The sequence below is a fragment of the Paenibacillus sp. UNC451MF genome (assembly GCF_000686845.1).
Lineage (GTDB): Bacteria > Bacillota > Bacilli > Paenibacillales > NBRC-103111 > Paenibacillus_S.
In genome coordinates, this window is sequence record NZ_JMLS01000029.1 from 1 (window position 1) to 21,496 (window position 21,496).

19 protein-coding genes, 1 rRNA gene and 1 pseudogene are annotated in these 21,496 nt (G+C 45.9%); 13 read left to right on the top strand and 8 right to left on the bottom strand.

All coding sequences use genetic code 11. The features are described from left to right. Window positions 1-57: 57 nt before the first annotated feature. A 5S ribosomal RNA gene (gene rrf, locus BP97_RS0125470) occupies window positions 58-174 on the top strand. A 135-nt stretch (window positions 175-309) separates the two neighbouring features. Here the strand turns inward: rrf and BP97_RS0125475 are convergent. The 4 genes from BP97_RS0125475 to hxlA form a co-directional block, all read right to left on the bottom strand. Beyond that, entirely contained in the window at window positions 310-3,249 is a 2,940-nt protein-coding gene (locus tag BP97_RS0125475) for a DEAD/DEAH box helicase (RefSeq protein ID WP_036746526.1), read from the bottom strand. Continuing rightward, complete coding sequence (locus tag BP97_RS39100; RefSeq protein ID WP_051620961.1) at window positions 3,246-4,799, bottom strand: SWIM zinc finger family protein; 1,554 nt, start codon at window positions 4,797-4,799, stop codon at window positions 3,246-3,248. The genes BP97_RS0125475 and BP97_RS39100 overlap by 4 nt, the downstream gene beginning before the upstream one ends. 198 nt (window positions 4,800-4,997) lie before the next feature. After that, entirely contained in the window at window positions 4,998-5,555 is a 558-nt protein-coding gene (gene hxlB, locus BP97_RS0125485; protein WP_028551661.1) for a 6-phospho-3-hexuloisomerase, read from the bottom strand. 8 nt (window positions 5,556-5,563) lie between these two features. Beyond that, the gene (hxlA, locus tag BP97_RS0125490; RefSeq protein ID WP_028551662.1) at window positions 5,564-6,196 is read right to left on the bottom strand and encodes a 3-hexulose-6-phosphate synthase; all 633 of its coding nucleotides are present in this window, start codon (window positions 6,194-6,196) and stop codon (window positions 5,564-5,566) included. 267 nt (window positions 6,197-6,463) lie between these two features. Here hxlA and BP97_RS0125495 point away from each other — a divergent pair, with 267 nt between their 5' ends. The 10 genes from BP97_RS0125495 (at window position 6,464) to BP97_RS40345 (ending at window position 17,044) form a co-directional block, all read left to right on the top strand. Next, the gene (locus tag BP97_RS0125495; protein ID WP_028551663.1) at window positions 6,464-6,850 is read left to right on the top strand and encodes a winged helix-turn-helix transcriptional regulator; all 387 of its coding nucleotides are present in this window, start codon (window positions 6,464-6,466) and stop codon (window positions 6,848-6,850) included. A 165-nt stretch (window positions 6,851-7,015) separates the two neighbouring features. Beyond that, a complete protein-coding gene (locus BP97_RS0125500) occupies window positions 7,016-7,246 on the top strand; it encodes a hypothetical protein (protein ID WP_028551664.1) in 231 nt (76 codons plus the stop codon). A 16-nt stretch (window positions 7,247-7,262) separates the two neighbouring features. Next, window positions 7,263-7,400 carry an ATP-grasp domain-containing protein gene (locus BP97_RS40760; protein ID WP_331281324.1) on the top strand — a complete coding sequence of 46 codons (138 nt, stop codon included), beginning with the start codon at window positions 7,263-7,265 and terminating at the stop codon, window positions 7,398-7,400. 43 nt (window positions 7,401-7,443) lie between these two features. Further along, window positions 7,444-7,809 carry a hypothetical protein gene (locus tag BP97_RS0125505; RefSeq protein ID WP_028551665.1) on the top strand — a complete coding sequence of 122 codons (366 nt, stop codon included), beginning with the start codon at window positions 7,444-7,446 and terminating at the stop codon, window positions 7,807-7,809. A 205-nt stretch (window positions 7,810-8,014) separates the two neighbouring features. Next, window positions 8,015-8,680 (top strand): GGDEF domain-containing protein, encoded by a 666-nt coding sequence (locus BP97_RS37395; RefSeq protein ID WP_051620962.1) that lies wholly within the window; start codon window positions 8,015-8,017, stop codon window positions 8,678-8,680. After that, complete coding sequence (locus BP97_RS0125515) at window positions 8,677-9,039, top strand: response regulator (protein ID WP_028551666.1); 363 nt, start codon at window positions 8,677-8,679, stop codon at window positions 9,037-9,039. Before BP97_RS37395 ends, BP97_RS0125515 begins: the two co-directional genes overlap by 4 nt. Window positions 9,040-9,065: 26 nt before the next feature. Beyond that, window positions 9,066-10,064 carry an HD-GYP domain-containing protein gene (locus BP97_RS0125520; RefSeq protein WP_028551667.1) on the top strand — a complete coding sequence of 333 codons (999 nt, stop codon included), beginning with the start codon at window positions 9,066-9,068 and terminating at the stop codon, window positions 10,062-10,064. Window positions 10,065-10,297: 233 nt separating this feature from the next. Further along, window positions 10,298-16,441, top strand: coding sequence for an OmpL47-type beta-barrel domain-containing protein (locus BP97_RS0125525; protein ID WP_231506418.1), 6,144 nt, complete (start codon window positions 10,298-10,300; stop codon window positions 16,439-16,441). Between the two features lie 219 nt (window positions 16,442-16,660). Further along, window positions 16,661-16,843 carry a hypothetical protein gene (locus tag BP97_RS41155; RefSeq protein WP_028551669.1) on the top strand — a complete coding sequence of 61 codons (183 nt, stop codon included), beginning with the start codon at window positions 16,661-16,663 and terminating at the stop codon, window positions 16,841-16,843. Between the two features lie 60 nt (window positions 16,844-16,903). Then, on the top strand, window positions 16,904-17,044 hold the full coding sequence (locus BP97_RS40345) for a hypothetical protein (RefSeq protein WP_156043316.1): 141 nt from the start codon (window positions 16,904-16,906) through the stop codon (window positions 17,042-17,044). Window positions 17,045-17,315: 271 nt separating this feature from the next. On the opposite strand, the pseudogene BP97_RS41160 reads toward BP97_RS40345, so the two are convergent. Continuing rightward, window positions 17,316-17,459: pseudogene (locus BP97_RS41160) on the bottom strand (SDR family NAD(P)-dependent oxidoreductase); the annotation flags it as partial. A gap of 31 nt (window positions 17,460-17,490) precedes the next feature. On the opposite strand from BP97_RS41160, the gene BP97_RS0125540 reads away from it, so the two are divergent. After that, a complete protein-coding gene (locus BP97_RS0125540; protein WP_028551670.1) occupies window positions 17,491-18,141 on the top strand; it encodes a hypothetical protein in 651 nt (216 codons plus the stop codon). A gap of 181 nt (window positions 18,142-18,322) precedes the next feature. Here BP97_RS0125540 and BP97_RS40350 read toward each other — a convergent pair whose 3' ends face one another. The 3 genes from BP97_RS40350 to BP97_RS0125555 all read right to left on the bottom strand — a co-directional run bounded on the left by BP97_RS40350 (window position 18,323) and on the right by BP97_RS0125555 (window position 20,121). Beyond that, a complete protein-coding gene (locus tag BP97_RS40350) occupies window positions 18,323-18,490 on the bottom strand; it encodes a hypothetical protein (protein WP_156043318.1) in 168 nt (55 codons plus the stop codon). 137 nt (window positions 18,491-18,627) lie between these two features. Then, window positions 18,628-19,212 (bottom strand): hypothetical protein, encoded by a 585-nt coding sequence (locus tag BP97_RS0125550; protein ID WP_028551671.1) that lies wholly within the window; start codon window positions 19,210-19,212, stop codon window positions 18,628-18,630. A gap of 99 nt (window positions 19,213-19,311) precedes the next feature. After that, window positions 19,312-20,121: a hypothetical protein gene (locus BP97_RS0125555; protein ID WP_028551672.1), complete on the bottom strand. Its 810-nt coding sequence runs from the start codon at window positions 20,119-20,121 to the stop codon at window positions 19,312-19,314. Between the two features lie 950 nt (window positions 20,122-21,071). Here BP97_RS0125555 and BP97_RS40355 point away from each other — a divergent pair. Beyond that, on the top strand, window positions 21,072-21,230 hold the full coding sequence (locus BP97_RS40355) for a hypothetical protein (protein ID WP_156043320.1): 159 nt from the start codon (window positions 21,072-21,074) through the stop codon (window positions 21,228-21,230). Window positions 21,231-21,496 lie beyond the last annotated feature (266 nt).

Below are 21,496 nucleotides of genomic sequence, written 5' to 3' on the forward strand. Positions count from 1 at the left end.
TAAGGATGGATATTTTCTCGCAGCGATTTCGAAGAAGCAAAGCTTCGAAAAATCCCGTTTGGTGATGATGGCGGAAGGGAACCACGCGTACCCATACCGAACACGAACGTTAAGCCTTCCAGCGTCGATGGTACTTGGACCGCAGGGTCCTGGGAGAGTAGAACGTCGCCAAGCAAATCAAAAAACACTCACTTTGTGGGTGTTTTTTTCTTTAGCTACAAACCCGCAAGAATGATCAAAATAAAATCCATCCTGGTCAACAAAAGACCAGGATGGATTTGTAATATCCTTTATTCAAATCAATTCAGATCACCACGATTGACGAAGCGTGAACAAATCGCGAAGCTCATCATTGGATAGCTCTGTAATCCAATTCTCTGAAGTAGAGATCACGTTCTCACTCAGGCTCATTTTGCTCTCCAGCATCTCGTCGATTTTCTCCTCCAGAGTGCCGAGGGATATGAATTTATGCACTTGCACGTTGCGTTTTTGCCCCATCCGATAGGCACGGTCGGTAGCCTGATTCTCCACGGCAGGGTTCCACCAGCGGTCGAAATGAAATACATGGTTGGCCGCCGTCAGGTTGAGGCCGACACCACCGGCTTTCAACGACAAAATAAAGATGCCGGGGCCCGATCCGTCTGGTGCCTGGAACGTATCGATCATTTTGTCGCGATCAGCCTTGGATGTGCTGCCGTTCAAATACAGAACGGGCTCATTTCGATGCTTCCCTAGCACGTCGGCTAGCATGCGTCCCATGCCTACATACTGGGTAAAAATCAGGCAGGAATCCCCTTCGTCCCGGAGCTCATCAACCATGGCGACAAGCCGTTCCAGCTTTGCGGACCGTGTGATGAACGATTCTCGCCGCTCCTCAGACAGAAGCACTTCCTCGGACAACGCATCTTCCTTGGTCAACAGCACGGGATGGTCACATAGCTGCTTGAGACGGGTCAAGGCACCAAGGATGGCTCCCTTTCTTTCAATACCCTCCAAATTCTTCATACGGTCCATCAGATCTTTGACCGCTTGCTCGTATAGAGCTCCTTGCTCAGCGGTGAGGTTGATATACACCTTCATCTCCAGCTTATCCGGCAGATCCAGCTGGATTGCAGGATCCTTCTTTTTACGGCGCAGCATAAAAGGTTTGACCAGCTTTTGCAGCTGTAGGGTCCGTTCCTCGTCATGATGCTTTTCGATAGGATTGGCAAATCGATGCTGAAAGCCGCGTGAGTTTCCCAAATAACCGGGATTGAGAAAATCGTAGATCGACCACAGCTCTGATAAGCGATTCTCAATCGGTGTTCCTGTCAATGCGATACGGTGCCGCGCTTTCAGGGAACGGACAGCGGCAGATTGTTTGTTTTGCGCGTTCTTGATGTTCTGCGCTTCATCCAGACCGAGAGAGCTCCATTGGATATCCCGTAGTGTCTCTTGATCCAGAAGAGCCGTCGTATAAGAGGTGAGTACAATGTCCGTATCCTGTAGTACAGTATGAAACGCCTCACCGTTTAACCTTCCTTTCCCATAATGCACCCACACCTTTAAATCAGGAGCAAAGCGGGCAATTTCCTTCTGCCAATTACCCAGCACAGATATTGGGCAAATGAGCAGAGCTGGCGATTCGGACTCTTCTTTGTGGTGAAGCAAATAGGTGATGAACTGAACGGTTTTACCGAGCCCCATGTCATCCGCTAAACAGGCACCGAGCCCAAGCTTTCTAAGAAAACTTAACCATGTGAAGCCTTCGCGTTGATAGCCGCGCAGCTCTGCCCGCAGACCATTGGGGACGGCAAGCTCCTTTAACTCAGTAGGCTGTCCGAGCTGACGGAGCAGCGCTAATAGATGGGAGTTCAGTTCAACCTCCAGCTTGATCCGTTCTTCCTCGTTCTCATCATCTATCTCTGTACTCCGTCGCCCTTCAGCTGAAGGCTTCTCCTGCTCCAGCTCGCTTAACAGGTGCAGCTGAAGAACATCCTGTAGGGATAAGCCTTCTTCCGGATTCATGCTTTCCATTAGTCTTCGGATCTGTTCCAGCAGGGCAGGGTCCAAGTAGACCCATTCGCCACGGAAGCGGATAAGCCGTTCTTTGCGGCTCAGCAGCTCGGCGAATTCGGCTTCATTCAAATCCGAGTTGCCGATGGCAATGCGCCAGTCGAAGTCGACAAGGGCATTGAGCCCGAAGAGCGACTGGCTTTTGCCGCCAGCCTCGGACGTGACTTGCGCGCGCAGCCGAGGCTTGCGCTTTGAAGCAGCTTCCCACCAGCCGGGAAGCATAACATTCCAGCCGTCGCTCAGCAATTCGCGGCTGTCTGTGGTTAGAAATCGCCAAGCGGCTTCATCACTCAGCGGCTCAGCAAAGAGCTCACCGCCATTATTAGCGCTTGGAAGTGCCGCGGCCAGCCTTGCCGTCCATCCGGGAGAACGCTCCCGGATATAAGGGCTCCACTCGCTGGTCCATGTTCCGAATGCTTGCCCATCCGCAGCCAGGCGGATGGGCACAAGCACGGTATTATCGTTCTTATCCTGCAGCACCAGCCGGAGGCGCCAATCGTACTGCTCTTCGTCTGGCTCCAGAAGCTGCAAAGCAGGGCGAAAGGGTGCCATATCCGGCTTCCAGCCCAAGGATGCAAGCCACTCTTCCTCCGTAAAAGCGCCAGCCGAAGCGGATGCTGCGGACTCACGCCCTTTAAACAACGCGGGATAATCCCTTCTAAGATCGGACATGGCGGCCTCGCTACCATAGTGCTGTCTTGTTACCGTCGCGGAAAACGCGGAACGAAGACCTGACAGCTCCTCCTCTGAGACGTCGAGACTTTTTAATGAATCCCAATCCAGCGTTTCCAATGTTTCAGATCCAGACACCCAAGTCCACTGCAGCTTTCCACTGCGAAAAGAGCTGTAGCTAGGCACATAATGGCCTTCAATTGCTTCTTTGAGTAGAAGGGGAGCGGCTTTAAGCAATCCATTAACCGCTTCATTTCCACTTTCCCACCGGATGATGTCGATGAAATTCGGCTCAGCGAAGAAGGGAAGCACCATTTCAGCAGGGAGAACCGTTACCGTCAGCTCACCAGCCTGTTGCAGCTCTAGAGTAGTTCCGTAGTAGGAAGGCTCGTGCCAAGCAAACAATAACTTCCGGAATTTGTCGCCGGGAACGTCATGTCCATTCTGCTGCCCCCATAGCAAGGCATCCCCGCTGTCTGTTAAAATGACGTGCAAAGTCATGTCATACCATTGTGTGATCATTCCAATAGCTTTCCTTTCTTCATTTCCTCTTGCAGCGCCCTCAATCGGCTATGCCGTTCTATAAACCCAGCAAAGAATCGGTCCCACCGCTCGACCTGCTTCATTTTTTTGTACACCTTATCCAATCGCTTCAAAAGCTTGACTGCTAGTTTGTAATCGTGGCGATTTTTAAGGGAGACATATTGCTCTATGGCTTGATGATAGAACGGGAGAAGAAGCTCAGGAGCTTCTTTCTCAATCGGCTGTAGAACGCTGACCTTATGGGAGTGGGGATCATGTCCCTGGATAATTTGCAGCTCAAGCCAAGGCTTCCATCTCCGCTGTTCGTACAGCACATCTTCCATAATCGGGATAGAATGAGGCAGCATCCCTTCTAGAGCAGTCCATAAATGGTTTTCCGCTTCCGGAACATGGGAAATGGCTGCTTTCCAATAGCCCATATAGGCATCAAGCTCTTTGTTTTTTTGACCGTAGAAACAATTAGCGGTCTTTATTAACCAGTCCACTAGCTCATCCCAATTGTGAGAATCCATAATACGATTCAAGAAAGGGAAGAAGAGACTCGCCGGTGCTTTTAGTAATGAGTTGCTTTCTTGTAAAGTCTCCCATGCCTTTTTATTTTTGGATTGATATAGATATAAGTAAGCCTTAGCCGCTAACAGAGAAGCCGATTGGGAATCGGACGTTTGCTTCTCTAATTCCGTAATCTCTTGAGTCACCCAATGCCCTAGTTCGGGGGAATGAGCTATTCCATGCTCCCATAGTGCTGTATATAGTCCGAAATCCAAATACTTATGATTGGTTTCATCCAGCATTTGCTGTCTTAAATAATCTAATGTTTCTTCAAGACGTTCTGCATGGAGAGAGAAATCGACTAAGGCGGATTGATGCTGCAGCCAGTCCTGAATTTTATCTGACAAACGGTACAAAGCAAAAGAAGTGTAATAATTAACGCTGTTTTGAGCCGAGTGCTCTTTCATTTTTCGCAAAATAAATAGCTCTTGATGCAGCTCGAAAAAGATTCGGTCCATATCAGAGAAATTTATAGAGTCTTTACGAATTGTTTGCAGCTGATTTCTCAGTGCGTCTGAATACATTCCGAGATCATAAGACGGTGTAACACGGGATGTATATTGTTTCATAACATCATGCCAGCCTGAAATCTTCATGCTCGGCAACTGATTAAGCGACGTTTCTGGGGAAGGTGTGATCCGTTTAAGGTGATGCTTGGCGTTCACAATCTGGGAGGCAGGATAGCCCAGCCTGTCGGCAAGCTCCATCATAACGGCTGCTTGATGCTTGCAGTTGGTTTGGACCGGACAGTTACAAGAGTTAGACTTAAAATGATTTAAATGCAGTGTAACCTTGTACTCTTCCGAGCCAGTCACCCATGCTTGAATAACCCGGTCCTCAGAAGCGACCAGTCTGACTACGCGCTGCTGTTTAAAATAATTAAACCCTCGGCTCAGGGTGACTTCATTAAAAGTTCCTGCTACTTGTTCAAGCAGCTGTAACCATTGCTCATCGTTTAAGGTAGAAAACAAACTCATAGCAAAGCTCCTTGCTATTAAAATAAAAAGTTATATTCATCTATTATAGAACGACGTGGGGATAAATACGATATGTACATGATTGGGCCGCAAAAAAGAGTCGGTTGAACATGACGATTTTACCATAATCATGTTGCTTGCTGGGGCTATATTCTAACAAAACAAACAGCCCTCACAATAATTTGTGAGGGCCACTTTCTACTCCAGATTGGCGTGACGGCCAAACATGGTACCAGAGTTCAAGCCTTGCTTTTCCATAATTTTTAGGATAACGGCGTCGAAGTATATTAATAGGGTTTGCTCAAATAATGCACCCATCGGTTGAATGGTTTGGGCGATATTACTGGATTGATCCTTCGGTGCGCCAGGCAGTTTCACGGCAAGCGCTGCTATTGTTCCAAGAGTGGATTCTGGAAAAATGGTTACAACGGCGACGGATCCGCCTAAGCCTTTAGCTTTTTCGGCCATTGGGACCAAGCTTCTAGTTTCCCCAGAGCCGGATCCGATAATTAACATATCCTCGGTTTCCATGTTCGGGGTGACTGTTTCTCCTACGACATACGCTTCGATTCCCATTTGCATCATCCGCATGGCGAAGGCCCGTACCATCAAACCGGATCGGCCAGCGCCCGCAACAAATACTTTTTTCGATCGAAGGATGCGATCCGCCAATTGCTCCACCTGTTCTTCAGAGATCAAGTCGACTGAGCGGCTTAATTCTTTGCTTATGGTGTCTAAATAAGGCGCTGTCTGCATCATAGACATTAACCTTGTTTGATCAGCTTTTGCATTTCAGCTGCAACGGCTTGTTTATTTTCTTCACCTGTAATTCCGCCGCCTACAATGACTAGATCCGGCTGCGCTTTAATGACTTCCGGCAGCGTGCTTAATTTAATGCCACCAGCGACAGCTGTTTTCGCATTTTTGACGACGCTTTTAATGGTCAGCAAATCTTCAAAGGAGTTTTTCCCGACTGCTTGAAGATCATAGCCTGTGTGAACGCAGATGTAGTCTACGCCGAACGCATCGACTTCTTTTGCTCGCTGTGCCAGATCCTTCACGCTGATCATGTCGATCAGAATTTTTTTGCCTTGCTTTTTGGCTTCTTCTACGGCACCCTTGATCGTCATATCTTCCGCAGCTCCAAGAATAGTGATAATGTCCGCGCCTGCTTCGGATGCTTTCATGACTTCGTAACCAGCTGCATCCATGACTTTTAGATCCGCCAGTACTTTCAAATGAGGAAATGCTTCTTTGATTTCTTTTACAGCCTTGAGTCCTTCATTTATAACAACGGGTGTGCCGATTTCTACGATATCGATGTAAGGCTCAACTTCCTTCACCAGTTCTTTCGCTTGCGGAATGTTAACCAAGTCCAACGCTAATTGCAGTTCCATAGTATTATGCCCTCCGGATAATGTTTTTTAATAAAAAGCTTTTCTGGTATAATTTGATTTCCCTTACCTGGCTTCATCTCATTGTCTCTAAGAAGCGTTTATCCTCTATATCAAGCTATTAATGAGCATGAACATGGTAAAGCACCTCTCTATGAAATGGATTGATTAAGACAAAATACATCTTAACCCTTATGGAGAGATTAAAGAAGAATGCACTTTTTTGTGCGGTGGTACCAAAAAAGTAACTTGAAAGCGTGGGAGAGAATCATGTCGGACCTCAGGCAAGAAATACTAGATAAGATCAAGAACGGAGATTTTAACTGCGAGAAAGAATTGACCCTAGCCATGATCAGCGGAAAGTGGAAGATTGTCATTCTGTGGCATTTGGGTACGGAGGGGACCCGCCGGTTCAGCGAGCTTCAGCGCTTGTTTCCCAAAATCACACATAAAATGCTTACAAGTCAACTAAAAGAATTGATGGACGACGGGATCGTGCACAGGGAAGTCATTCCCGAGGTGCCCCCGAAAGTCGAATATTCCATAACGGAGCTTGGAAAGACGCTGCTGCCGATTGTCGAAATGATGTACGAATGGGGTAAAAAGAGAATCGCGGATATTAAAGAAAATGAAGGAATCAGCATGCAGGACTCATGAATGCTTACTTTACCAACGAAATGAGAGCGGGAGCCGATACGGCCTCTCGTTTAAGATTCACCCACCGGGGAGAATCGTTTTATCCAATATGGCACATCTCAAAGCTTACCAAAATGTGGTACGATAACTAGAACTAGTTATGATCAAAGTGAGGTGCCACCAACAATGAGAGTATTGTTTTGCTCGGATCCGTTAAACGATAAGCGGGTTGATCCGGATTATGAGATGGAATATAAGGCTGCAGTCGAATTAGGCATAGAAGTGGAGCTCTTTTCATTGGAAAGCTTACTGGAAGGAAATCTATCTAAGGCCTTAAAGCGTATCTCCAATGCCGAAACTAAGGAAACCATTGTGTACTGTGGATGGATGATGAAGCCGGAAGTATATAAAAAGTAATTTTTTTACAATAGACATTGCCAAGAAGGCAAGCGGGGACTGGATCATTATCGAAGTAGGGGACGGTCAGGTATCAGGACTCCCAAGTCATACTCAGGTAGAGGGATTTTACCTTGCCATAAGGACCATGCTATCCTCTGAAAAAGAAAAGTAGAACATCCTCTCATTCTATTCTGTACGGTTATAGGAGGACCACCATGCATAAACGCTACCGCCAAACGATGATCATGCTGATGCTGCTATCTATATTCCAGGCCTATATATCCGCCTACACGGTGCTTTTTGATAGGGGTTCTACTATTCAAACTATCTCAAGCATAGGTTTGCTGCTGCAAAGCTTAACGGTATTAACCGTAACTTTGCTGGAATGGAGCTTTTCCGAGAGCCGTTGGTTTCACAGGGCTTACAAGGCTGCGACCTATATTGCGGTTATAGGGTTGGGTTTATGCACCAGCATTTTTATACAGCAAGGACTTTTCTCCATTGATAGTGTGGAAGTGCTTTTGTCAGTAATAACGACGGTTATATTAATACAAAAATATAATCTCCTTTACAAGGAATAAATGATAGAGCCAGCAGAACAAAAACTAGGGCAACAATCGACCTCTCAGAAGGTCCGAGGGTTGGTTTTTTTATCTATTTACTTATGTTCAGCTCCTAGAGAGCAATTAGACCAATTATTAACAATTCTTAAGTAAACAGGCAATGGAAATGGTGTACAATAGGTGGGGCTAATGACCTAAAATGAGCAAGGGGCTGCCATAAGAAATGAAATATACGGGACGTATCGTATCTCTCCTCATCGTCATGATCAGCTCGTTGGGGTTAATTGTATATAACTACATATTTCATGGTTTATTGGATGTGATTCATGTTACGGTTTCGGCTTTCTACTTGTTTTGTGGCTGGTGGCTCGGCAAGCAGTACGACAAGATCAAGTATTTGTCCGAAAAGGATTTATTGACGGAATGCTACACCCGCCGTTTCGTCATGGACAAGTTCCCGAAGCTAAAAAGCATATCGGATAGAAAAGGGCAGCAGCTGATTCTTTTTCTCATAGATGTAAATAACTTCAAATCAATTAACGATCAGCATGATCATGCTATGGGTGATCGGGTGCTGCAGCTTATTGCGAATACGCTCAAAAGCATTTTTAGAAAATCGGATTATGTGGTTCGATGGGGTGGCGATGAATTCCTGATCCTTCTTCCCTGTACGGACGAAGCGAGAATGCAAGAGCAGCAAAGCTATCTGCACCATGAATTGCAAGCACTGTCTGGTCTTGTTCCCATGACGGTTACTGTATCCGCAGGGTATGCGGTGTATCCGAATGAAGGTATAGGCTTGGATGATTTAATAAAGATCGCAGATAAGAAAATGTACACCAACAAGTATGGTAATCAAGCAAACAAGGAGCGCAGAATGAGCTTATGACGAAAATTATGGTAGTTGACGACGCAGCTTTTATGAGACAAATGTTAAAGGATATGCTGAGCTCGAGCGGTTTTGAGATTGCAGGAGAAGCAGCCAATGGTGAAGAAGCGGTTCAAATGTATAAAAAGGTAAAGCCGGATCTGGTGACGATGGACATCACGATGCCTGAGATGGATGGAATTGAGGCTCTGACCGAAATCAAAAAGCATGACCCGTACGCCAAAGTGATTATGTGCTCCGCAATGGGGCAGCAGGGAATGGTGGTTAACGCTATTAAGGCCGGTGCAAAAGACTTCATTGTTAAGCCGTTCCAAAAAGAGCGGGTATTGGAGGCCATTAGCAAGGTGCTGGTCAACTAATAATACGGCGGTATGGGAGGAAATGCATGGATAGATATCTCGGGAGAAAAGTGAAAAATGACATTACCAACTCGTATGGGATGACCCTCGTACCTGCGGGAACCACACTGATTGATCTTCATGTTGAGTTATTGAGAAATCATAACGTTGATCCCCTATCCATAATTCTCGTATCCGAAGTTGAGGATGTATACAAGCATTCTGTTGACAAAGCGGTCCAAACCTCCGAGGAGCTGTTTCAATCGATCGGAAAATCGAATAAGATCCCGCTGATAGAAATACAAGAGGAGCTTCTCCCAGTCATTCAGCAGGTATCGGAGCATTCCAATATTTTTCGTCTGTTCCAGGTCGTAAGGGCGACGGATGAGTATACGTACCAGCACAATATTGGGGTCGGGATCTTATCTACATTAATAGGAAAATGGTTAAAACTGCCGGAGCCGGATCTATCTACGCTATCGCTGGCTGCTACATTGCATGACGTCGGTAAAGTGAATGTGCCGATTGATATTTTGAATAAACCAGGCAAACTGACAAAGGAAGAGTATGAGCTTATTAAAAAGCATACGATTTACGGTTACGAACTTCTGAAAAATACAGAAGGCCTAAATCGACGCATTCCACTTGTAGCGTTACAGCATCATGAGCGCAATGACGGCAAAGGTTATCCTTTGGGCCTTAAGCATAACCAGGTCGATTATTTCAGTAAAATCGTAGCGGTTGCCGATATATTTCACGCTATGTCATCCAAACGGCCCTACCACGATCCAATCCCATTCCATGAAATTGTAAGTCGTATGAGAACCGGGCTATTCGGGGAGCTTGATCCGAACATCGTATCCGTGTTTCTTGATAATATGATAAACCGATTGATCGGCGAGACGGTTTCTTTATCAGATGGGAGAGAGGGAGAGGTTGTGTATTTGAATCCTCACAGCAGAGAGACTCCATTAGTCAAGGTCAATGAGGAGTTCGTTGATTTAAGTAAAAGATACGATATACGCATCCAAGAAGTTAACGTGTAAGAGGGCAAAAGTTTCTTGAGCTGCTCAGCATGAATACGTTACTGCGCAGTACAATAGTAGTCTGATAGATTCAAGCAGTTCTAGGCATCCCATTGTGCTTTGGCAAGGGGTGCTTTTTTTTGTGTGTAGTTAACTTAAGTTAATATCCAATAGAAAATGGTTTTGGTACTATAGTACCATTCGTAAGTCGATTGAGCGGCTTGTCGCTCTGATGTATAAGGAGGAATAACCAGTTGATACAAAAAATGCTGCGCGGACTGTTCTTGCTCGCGGTTTTTGTCGTTTGTTGGCTTGCAGGCTGGGATCGGATGGCTCATGCAGCCGTGATGATAGAGCAGCTGCCGACTTCCGCTAATTTGCCTGAAGTGCTGCCGGGTGCTTCGGCTAGCACGCTCTCAGGTCAAGAGATTTTACTGACCGGAGGAGAGGATGCAAGTAAATTCAAGTATCCACAGCACTCCTACGTATTCAATACGGTTAGTCAGACGTGGTCCTCTTACGCTCCTCCATTGAACCTGGCTTTTCATATCCAATCCAAGCTTCAGGATGGCAAGGTGCTAGTAACCGGTGGGAACAATTTCACAAGCGGAGTCGGGTATACCTATAATAACCTTGCACGGATATACAATACCGGCTCGAACACCTGGACCAATGCGGCGAGTTTACCTCATGACTCTCTGGGCCACACCCAAAGTACGCTGTTGGATGGTAGAGTGCTCGTTGTGGGGGGAGCCAATGAGATTTATTCTCCCGGGAGCAGTACATTATACAATAATGCTTACATATACAGTCCAACAGCCAATCGATGGGATGAAGCGGCTCCTAGTCCAATCGGATTGTATGGTGCCGCACAAAGCACGCTCAAAGACGGCCGTGTGTTGGTGACAGGGGGACTGAGCGGATATGTTTATTCTTTTAATACTTATATATACGATCCTTCAAACAATACATGGACTAAAATGGCAAGCTTGCCTTTTTCGGATAGGGATATATTTTTTAGACATAATCAGGTGACGCTGCCTAACGGCAAGGTGTTGGTCATGGGCAATTATAATTTTTACCTGTACGATCCAGATACGAATACTTGGACACAGGACAAGCCGAATCCGAATTACTTGATCAATTCGAGTTTGATGCTGATAGGAAATGATGTATATATCATGGGTGGCTACAACGATTTGGATTATACTAACAATTCTGCAGTCTATAAGCTGACATTTGATTTTACACCTCCGACTGCGCCTGTCATTTCCGGAGCCCAAGCCGATTGGAAGGCTTCTGACGTTAATTTGACCATTGCACAGGGAACGGATGCGGAATCCGGTGTCACTCGAACAGAATACAGCTTGTCAGGGGCAACAGTGCAGGAGTGGACTCCGTATACGAATGGTTCTACGATTACCATCACCAATTCCGGCCAAACCACCATAAGTGCAAGGACAGTGGACAATGCCGGAAATACAAGCACTCTAGCAACAGCTGTTGTCAAAATTGATCGGAGTCCACCGACAGCCCCTGTTATTAACCGGTCATCTGCTTCCTGGACCAATGCTAATGTCACGTTCACGCTAGCGGGGGCAACGGATACCGGCGGTTCGGGAGTGAACCGACTGGAATTCAGCTTGTCGGGAGCCACGACGCTGGATTGGACAACCTACACGGGAACCGTAACCATTGCTACTGAGGGACAAACAACGGTCAAATCCAGAACCGTGGACAATGTAGGCAATATCAGTACCGAAAGCACAGCAGACATTTATATGGATAAAACATTGCCGACAGCACCAACTGTCGCTCCTGCAACCACAGCTTGGAGTAAATCAGACGTCTCAGTTACGGTTACTCCAGGCACGGATGATGCTTCAGGGGTGAGCAGGACGGAGTATAAGTTATCAGGGGTGACGACGTCAGGCTGGACGACCTATAGCGGAGCGATTACGATTAATGCCGAAGGTCAAACGACTATTGATGCTCGAACAATAGATATTGCAGGCAATATTAGCATAATAGGGACGGCGGTGGTCAAGCTGGATAAGACGCTGCCGACCACACCTACAGTGAGTCCTGCGACAACGGCATGGTCGAAAGGTGCAAATGTCCAAGCTACGATAACAGGAGGGGCGGATAACGCATCCGGAGTTAACCGAACGGAGTACAGCTTAAGCGGAGCGACCATATTGGGCTGGACGACGTATACGGTACCTGTCGTGATCAATAAGGAAGGACAGACAACTGTAACGGCCCGAACCGTAGACAATGCGGGGAATGTAAGCAGCACGGCCTCTACGGTGGTCAAAATAGATCGGACAGAACCAACGGCACCAACCGTAACACCGTCCGTTACGACATGGACGTCAGCGAACGTGAACGTTGCATTAACTGCAGGAACGGACACCGGAGGCTCCGGGGTAACCCGTACCGAGTATAGCTTATCGGGGGCTACGAATTTAAGCTGGAGTACCTACACCGGAGCGTTCGTCGTTTCAGCAGAGGGTCAAACAACGATTACAGCAAGAACAATAGACAATGCCGGGAACACCAGTGCCGTTGCTTCAGGTAACGTATTCATAGATAAAACGGCCCCGACGGCTCCAGCCATAGCAGCAACTGCTGGTTGGACATCAGTGTCTAGCATACCCGTCGCGATAACGGCTGGAGCAGACGCTAGCGGTTCAGGAGTACAAAGGGTGGAATACAGTCTGAGCGGAGCTACAACAGCAGGCTGGACGATTTATACTGCAGAGTTATCCATATCAGCGGAAGGACAGACAACAATCAGTGCGAGAACGGTAGATAAGGCCAACAACATGAGTACGGTTCAGACAGTAGTCATATCGATCGATCGGACGGCCCCGACGGCTCCGGTAGTGACACCGGAAACAATCGGCTGGACGTCGGCTGCAGCTGTACCCGTTACCATAACGGCAGGAACGGATAGCGGCGGTTCCGGTGTGAACCGGACCGAATACAGCTTATCGGGTGCAAGTACTTTGAATTGGACGACTTATAGCAGTGTGTTATCTATTACTGCTGAAGGACAGACCACGATTAGTGCGAGATCGATCGATAAGGCCGGTAATGTAGGGGCAGTATCAACGGCATTGGTGCAAATCGACCGTACGGCACCGCCAACTCCTGTTGTTATCTCACCGGAACAAGGGACGGTAACCAACAATAACAAGCCTGTAATTCAAGGCACGGCAGAAGCAGGGGCGGTGATCAAGCTATCCATCGATGACAACGCAAAGCTGCCGGTAACTGCCGATGCCAGTGGACAGTGGTCCTACACAGTATCTTCCGTATTAGCCGACTCCGTGTACAGGATAACCGTTGTCGCTATGGATGCGGCTGGAAATATTAGCAAGTCTGCTGCTAATCTCGTCATGACGATTGATACTGCGGCACCGGCTGCGCCGGTCATCCTGACTCCAGAGCAGGGAGCTGTGCTGGGCAATGCTAAACCGATCATTGACGGAACGGCGGAAGCCCGTTCCACGGTTAGGCTATATGCAGATACGCTTTCGGTCGGGACGATAATGGCCGATGTAGACGGGGAATGGACGTATGCATTGCCATCTTCTTTAGCGGATGGATTTCACAGGATGACTGCTACGGCAACTGATGAAGCGGGCAATATTAGTGCGGTATCGACGTCAGTCACTTGGACGGTGGATACACAAGCACCGTTGGCGCCCGTAGTTCTAACACCGGCGAATGGGATCATCCATGGAGATAACAAACCTGTAATCTCCGGTACAGCCGAAGCGGGTGCGGAGGTTGAGATAAGCTTGGACGGCAGTCATGCGGGGATCGGGATGGCTGACGGCACCGGCAAGTGGATGTATACACCGATTGGGGCACTCACCGACGGGGCTCATACGATTCAAGCTGTGGCCAAGGACGCGGCCGGCAATGTTAGCCCGGCGTCCATCGAGGTTGTGTGGACGATAGACACGCAAGCTCCTCCGGCACCTGTGATTGAAGCTCCGCTAGAAGGAGCGATTCTGAATACAGGGCTGCCTGCCGTTCGAGGCCGAGCAGAAGCCAATGCCTCCATCCGCATTACTTGGGATGGAGGTGCGGATTCTTCAGCTACGGCCGATGGGAGCGGGAACTGGGGATTTACGCCTAGCACGGTATTGAGCGAGGGCGTACATTCCGTGAAGACTCAAGCGACGGATGCGGCGGGCAATGTCAGTCCGGCGTCGACCGAAGTTTTCTTTACTGTGGATACAGTATCACCTCAAGTCCCTGTCGTTCTCCAGCCAACGGACGGAAGCATAACGAATCAAATGAAACCGGTCATTTCAGGAACCTCGGAAGCTAGCGTAACGGTAAGCGTATATGTGGATGGGGCCATAGCGGCTGATGTGAAAGCAGACAGCAGCGGCGGCTGGAGCTACATCCCTGTCGTCGGACTTACTGTAGGCGAACACTCGGTTCAAGCACAGGCGACCGATGCCGCAAGCAATGAGAGTGCGGTGTCCACGGAGCACCGTTTTACCGTTGTCTCGGATAATGCAGGACTTCGTACGTTAGAACTAAGCGGCATTACCTTGAACGAAACGGTAACAGGTACGACCTATCGATATACGGCCCAGGTTCCGTATGACATGGCGAGCACTGCGATTACGGCTGTCCCAACGGATGCGAATGCATCTGTACAAATTTTACAAGACGGTCAGTCTGTAGCTAATCCAATAATCCTTCAAGTCGGAATCCAAACGTTCACGATCCAGGTTACGGCTCAGGATGGGATAACCGTTCAACCGTATACGGTCACGGTTTCCAGAGGCTATTCAAGTGAAGTGAGTTTAAGTGACCTAAGTGTGAGCCCTGCGATTCTAACCCCGAACTTTAGCGAAGGGGTTACGGATTATACGGCAACCGTTACGAATGATGTTTATTCCGTAATGGTAAGGGCAAAGGCTTCCAGCGCAGAAGCCTCAATTCAGATCAATGGCACCTCATTTATGGAAAATAATGGTATAATATCACTGGAGCTTAAGGTGGGAAGCAATCCGGTTGTGGTGATTGTTACGGCTCAAGACGGTATTACAACACAATCGTACAGGGTAGATGTAAACCGGAAGCCGAGCTCGAATGTGATACTAAATGGGCTGGAGCTCTCTGTAGGTGACTTAACCCCTGTATTCAACAGTGGTATCGTCCACTACGAGAAGACAGTGGAGCATGGAACGACAAGTGCAACGGTGACAGCATCCGTGTATGACCGCACCGCAACCTTGACCGTCAACGGCCGAGCGGTAGCAAGTGGTCGGCCATCTCAGCCGATTGAGCTGCAGGTAGGGTCCAATGCAATTACAGTAACTGTAACTGCGCAAGATGGAGTCAGTAAGCAGTCCTACATTATAGATGTCCATCGACAGCCGAGTTCGAATGTTAGCCTTACCGGTCTTTCGTTATCGGCGGGGGAGTTAACCCCTTCTTTTGACAAAGGAATTACAGCTTATAACATGTATGTCGGCTACGGGGCATTCAACACGACCGTGACGGCTTCGGTCTATGATCCGAAAGCACAAGTAACCTTAAATGGCAAGGTGGCTGCCAATGGGCAAGCATCAGAAACGATTCCTCTGGAAGTAGGGAGCAATGCAATTGAAATCATAGTGACCGCACCGGATCAAAAGACCAAGCTGCTGTACACAGTTGTCATTCATCGTGCATCTCCTTCGAGTACGAGGGGAGGCTCTTCCGGTTCTTCCTCGGGAGCCATTGTGCCTCCTCAAGAAGTTCCGAAACCATTGGAGGAGCCGAAGCAGCCTGTGAAGCCCCCAGGCGGGAGTTCTCAGCGTTGTTTAACAGCGTTATCTACACATTTTGCCGATATGCAGGGACATTGGGCAGAGCGAGAAGTAACCGAAGCTTCAGGCTGTGGGATCGTGAGCGGGTTCGAGGACGGCACGTTCCGACCTGATGAACCGGTGACGCGCGCACAATTCGTAGTGATGCTCATGCAGACACTTGAACAGGACAACGTACAGCAAGGGGCGTCAGCAATCCATTTTACCGATGCGGCTGTAATCCCTGCATGGGCTGCTCAAGCGGTATCATGGGCAGAACAGAATGGCATCGTAAATGGATACGAGGACGGAACGTTCCGGTCCAATGTACAGGTAAGCCGAGCAGAGATGATTACTATGGCAGCCAAAGCCTTCAAGCTTCCCTCAGCTTCACCTGGAGCGGTAGACAGTTTGTTCTCGGATGCGACCGATATTCCGGCTTGGGCCAAGGGCTATGCTGCTTCTGCACAGCAGAAGGGCTTCGTGAAGGGAAGAGAGAATGGGAAGTTCGCTCCGAACGACCATACGACGCGTGCGGAAGCCATTACTTTGCTGCTTCGTATGCTTAAATAGAAATAGCTGGCTGTTTGTTTCAGCCAGCTTCAAAGTTGATTAGCGCGGAAAGGGCTTTGTCGCCCTGACCGCGTTATTTTGTGTACCGCCTATTATTTTTCACGAAACGACATGCTCTCAAGGATTTCCTGAAATTGCTGCTTGGAGCTTTTGTAAGTTATTTCGTAGGAAGAGTTCAAGATATGATAGAAATGGGAGTCCGTTTCAAACACGATCAGCGTGTCGATTCGTAAGACATGGAATAATGAAACTAATCATCCTGAGCCTACGAATGGTGTGCGCGTATTTATGGGACAGCCGGCGTTTGCCGGTAAGCCTGCATCAGGCCATAACACCCAATATGAAAATATGGAGTTTGGTCTGCAAGGGGTCGATGCTGCCATTACTGCTTTGTCAAAATGACAGCTCAGACGGTGAGGTATCCCCCTCCGGCCGCTATCGCTCCTTCAGGGGATACAAACTGTGCATTACAATTCAATTGCAATGTTCATGTTCCCGATGGTCATTGTTTTTGCCGTCATCTTATTAAGGTATAGATGGATTGTTGGCATTCATAATATTGTGAATCAAGCGTTTGATGAAGTTACTAAGGACAAAATATAGTTCTGCTTCACCCGGTAAGCCTTTATAAAAGTTTTGCTTTTTTATTGAGTAGCAAACAAATACACATTAATACTTACAATGATAGAAAGTAATTATTGAAATACCATTAAAAAAAGAACTCCCGGCTGGGAGTTCTTTCAAGAGATACGTATATAGTTCTTGCAGCCCACATATATCGTTAAAACAAAACGAATGGATCGAAGATGAATCCGAGAATATTGAGCTAGACTGGGTAAAAGAACAGATACAGCAAAGCTAGGATTTTCAAAAGCTAGATTCTTGTCCTCGCCACATACGGATAAATCGGATCTTTTAATTCGAAGTCGTACGTTTCTCCATTCACAATTCCAACAACTTTCTCGCCATCGTAAAGATCTAACATAAATCCAGCCATTTCTTTTGCAGTAGTCAGTTTATTTAAGAAGCTTTGGAAGTTCACATATAAATTGAATGATCAGGAATGTGAGGAAAATAGGGATGTAAATGCCCTAGCGATTGAATTAATTAATAGAGCTTACCCTGATTTAGTCATTCAGTGTTTGACGAATGACCCAGCGTACTATAGTCAGGTTTCACTGGATAAAGAACAGCTAGATAAGTTGATTAATTTGTTTAATCAATCTCCGCGGCTATTCAACCTTCTTGATGCTGATTTACAGAAACAGATAGAAACAGAGATTAAGGGAGCCCCATCATCACGTTATGTCCGTTCATGGTTCCTTAGTGGGGATCCAGGGGATCATCTTGTTAGTGTAAAACAATACTTTCGTGCCCGCCCTTTTAATCATTTAGCTCTTCAGAAATTCGAAGAACTTGCAGAGCAGGTAAATAAGATGGATGACTATTTGGATATGGTCATTAATTATTTCTCAAAATCCGGCAGTTACCAAGATGCCTATTCGCGATTCGAGCTAGTCTCACGGAAATTAAACCATTTCAATGAGGGACAGCTTAAAACATTGCTGGACGTGATGAATTCTAACTGGAAAATATATAAAGCACATGGATGCTCGGGAATGATAGATGAGATCCAAGAGGCAGCAGAAAACAAGCTAGGTGATAAGCTAGATTTAGCTCCTTATTCAAATCTTAGTTAATAAGGCAGTTCCTAAAGAAAATAGCATTGTCGGATCCCCTAGCTCGTCCGGACCGGAAGTCCAAGCGACTGACCGGCTCTAAGGCGCAAAATGCCTAAGACCCGGTAGCATTCCATTGGGCTTCTGATCGGTCCTTGTTGATCGATCATTTCATATGCGTTTAGAAGAACTTATATCCTTACTATTTATTCGGATGATCGAACAAGTACGCACCGGCAATCAGATGGAAATTATTGAGGATATTGTCAAACGATTTACTTACAACTGATGCGAAGGAATGAAAGTCATGAAGCGCAGGCTGATATTTGTCTTTTAGATTCTTGCCAGCTTCGATAAACTTAATATTCATGTTACCTTTTCATCAATATTAATAATAGAAAGATAAAGAGCGCTGGATCAGCGATGGCGCCCTTTCTCGTCAAGGACCAGATCAAGGTCAAAAGCGCAAACGGACTTCGCCTTTGGGTAACAAAAATCCCCTTGGATTCAACCGCGGGGATTTTCAGTAGGAGTAGGATCTGTCGTTTCTAGAAAATGTACAATATCTTTGAGAACAGCTTCATGTTCTTTCACAATATCCTCGGAAGAAATGCTTGAGGATGCTAAACGTGTAAGCTGTACATGAATCAGGATGTTTTTATATGAAAGGATCGAATTAAAGTCTCCTGTATTCCCTTGAACATCTGGCTTGAAATAAAGCAGGTTATTTCCCTGATTAACATCGGTATAAATCCATCCTGTAATCAGCTTATACCCATTTTTAACATCTTCGTAAGTTAAAAAATACTGCGTTGAATCCTTGAAATCATTACGTAAAGTTAAATTTTCCTTTTTACCAAAAGTCATCTCTTTATTAGTTATAATAATGGTCGGATTTTTCAGTGTCGAATCGGTTAGCTTCATTGGAGCACTTGAAAATTGTAATTTGTCTTGTATAGAATTCACTACTTTTACGTATTGATCGTAGGAAAGAACATCTTGTGTGTTCTTCTTATCAGTGCTTTTAGTATTGCAGGCAGTTAGCGTAAGGATTATTGCTAAAATAATAATGGGATACCGGATTATTCTCATTGCAAGCCTCCAGTTTAATATAAGTAACACTAATGGAATGAATATGATGTTTTACATCAAATTCATTCCATTAGTGTATTTACTTACCTTATTATAACATCAATACTCTCCCGAGGTGAAATTCAAAACGGATGTACTGGAATTAGCTAAAGGAGACCATCCGCCTTCATTCGAATTTGTGACTGTATTCCCGGTAGAAGTAAACGTTCCTGTGGCCGAAAAATACAAATATTCTTTATAACTTGCAGTCCCATTTGAATAGGCACCTGGCAAAGCAGCGTCAATATAACCTGTTTTTCCAGGAGACACGTCAATTTGGTAAAGGATTGTAGAAGTAGAAGTGGTAGTATTACTTGAGGTATACGAACCTCCAAAAGTAAGACCTAGCTTTTGTAAATAATTAGCTTTTATTTCTGCAGTAGAGCTAACTTGAGCGGTAACTGACCACTGTGAAGTAACGGCCGATGCTTGTGAGTAACTTAGTTTTGCAGTACCTCCGGTACCGTTGTAAGCTTGTGTATGACCAACATTATAGTGATAATCATCTTTAAAACCGTAATCCATTACATAACTGTTAGGGATATATTCGTAATAATAAACACCATCCCAATAGTTGTAAGTACCGACTTCACCGTTCGCACCTTTCATACCTTTCGCTGTCGCTGAAGAAATAATATTATTCCCAGTAAATGGAGAAACATCCAACACAGTTTTATTTCCAGCTTCATCAGTTTTATAGCCTTTGAACGTTGCGATAGGATCTTGGGTTACTTCCCCTCTCGACCAAGTTCCTTTTAATTCTGGTGAATTATCTTTTGCTGCAAAGGTTGGCACACTTAAACTAAATGTTAGTACCGAAATGGCGAGAAGTGAGCACGTTTTTTTGAACATAGAATTTCCTTTTTTCAAATTAATCCTCTCCTTAAATAAAATTATGAATAATTAAGTTAGAAGTCAATTATTATTGACATACTAACTTTTGAAAATAAACCAACTTCCTTACAATCCCAAAATTGTAATAAATTTGATTTATCCCTGCTAGAATATACCATAAATAAAATGTTAGAAAAATAGTTTACAAGATAAATGATTACATATACCTAAATAGGACGTAAGTACACTGTCGAATGAAGTCAGTTATTGTTTAGCGTTTGACAAATTGCGCCATACTATATCAACTTTCTTCCAGTTCCGACCGCCCCCTGATGATTGCAGGATGTACACTGAACGAGTGTACCCATGATTTTTCCTCCCTTCTTATTACTTTGAAACGAAAAAAGGTCCCGAATGGGTTTGTCCCACACAGAACCTTCTTCAACCAGTGCTTCCGGATTTTGTAGTCAAACTATATCACTATCACTACTTAACCTTACTCGTCAATGTCTTTAACCCCATTTAAAAACTATAACATCAATCGGATCCCCTAGCTCGTCCGGCCCGGAAGTCCAAGCGACTGACCGGTTCTAAGGCGCAAAGCGCCTAAGACCCGGTAGCATTCCATTGGACTTCTGATCGGTCCTTGCGTTCCGAAGCCTTTATGAAAGAAATGCTGAAGAAGAAGGTTCGCTTCCGGTCCCCGGAAGCGTGCGGCATTGGTTGGCTTTTGCCACCCTTTGCAATGCTATCATACCCGCTGAATCATTCAAGGGTTTTCCCGGCATATCCTCCCTACGGTCGGTATTCCAGTTTGCCCCTTGACTGATCCAGTTCTTCCACTCCGGCAGCGCGTAGCCGCGCTTTGCGAAGCCTCCGGAAGAACTAGCGGGGAAGCTTAATCGATGATGTTTTTTCGATATGATATCTATCGCCAAGTGGCAAACCTAGTAGCCGCAATTGAAATCTTCTAAGGAGAACAAGGCATGAAAACCAAGCTAAAACCGAATGATCTAAACATTTTCATTATGGTATTGATGATGGAAAGTAAGCCTTATGACAAGATTGGTCAAATTGTCATTAACGATGGCAAAAAGTATCTATTTGACGATTTGGGTTGCCTGGTCAGTGTGGTTTCTGAATAACACCTACAAATTAATTAATACCCCTATATCAAAGGAGCGTCGATAGACATGGAAGCAAATTGTACAACTATGGTTTATGTATGGGAAAAATTAATGGAGCAAATTGACCCGGATTGTCGAACGGGGGAACGCTTAAATTTACCAATATAATATTCCGACTTTTGGAATAAGAGGTTGACATTAAAAATTAGGATATGGTATATAAAAGGAGGAGTTAGCACTCAAGTGAAACGAGTGCTAAAACTTATAGCAGTTGAATTCGTGTC

What these genes read in the sequence shown, in the direction of transcription:
- BP97_RS37395 (WP_051620962.1), top strand. Translation starts at nt 8,015, where the DNA reads ATGAAATATACGGGACGTATCGTATCTCTCCTCATCGTCATGATCAGC.
- BP97_RS0125500 (WP_028551664.1), top strand. Translation starts at nt 7,016, where the DNA reads ATGAGAGTATTGTTTTGCTCGGATCCGTTAAACGATAAGCGGGTTGAT.
- hxlB (WP_028551661.1), bottom strand. Translation starts at nt 5,555, where the DNA reads ATGCAGACAGCGCCTTATTTAGACACCATAAGCAAAGAATTAAGCCGC.
- hxlA (WP_028551662.1), bottom strand. Translation starts at nt 6,196, where the DNA reads ATGGAACTGCAATTAGCGTTGGACTTGGTTAACATTCCGCAAGCGAAA.
- BP97_RS0125550 (WP_028551671.1), bottom strand. Translation starts at nt 19,212, where the DNA reads ATGAGAATAATCCGGTATCCCATTATTATTTTAGCAATAATCCTTACG.
- BP97_RS0125520 (WP_028551667.1), top strand. Translation starts at nt 9,066, where the DNA reads ATGGATAGATATCTCGGGAGAAAAGTGAAAAATGACATTACCAACTCG.
- BP97_RS0125505 (WP_028551665.1), top strand. Translation starts at nt 7,444, where the DNA reads ATGCATAAACGCTACCGCCAAACGATGATCATGCTGATGCTGCTATCT.
- BP97_RS40350 (WP_156043318.1), bottom strand. Translation starts at nt 18,490, where the DNA reads ATGAATATTAAGTTTATCGAAGCTGGCAAGAATCTAAAAGACAAATAT.
- BP97_RS40355 (WP_156043320.1), top strand. Translation starts at nt 21,072, where the DNA reads ATGAAAACCAAGCTAAAACCGAATGATCTAAACATTTTCATTATGGTA.
- BP97_RS0125475 (WP_036746526.1), bottom strand. Translation starts at nt 3,249, where the DNA reads ATGATCACACAATGGTATGACATGACTTTGCACGTCATTTTAACAGAC.
- BP97_RS39100 (WP_051620961.1), bottom strand. Translation starts at nt 4,799, where the DNA reads ATGAGTTTGTTTTCTACCTTAAACGATGAGCAATGGTTACAGCTGCTT.
- BP97_RS0125495 (WP_028551663.1), top strand. Translation starts at nt 6,464, where the DNA reads ATGTCGGACCTCAGGCAAGAAATACTAGATAAGATCAAGAACGGAGAT.
- BP97_RS0125515 (WP_028551666.1), top strand. Translation starts at nt 8,677, where the DNA reads ATGACGAAAATTATGGTAGTTGACGACGCAGCTTTTATGAGACAAATG.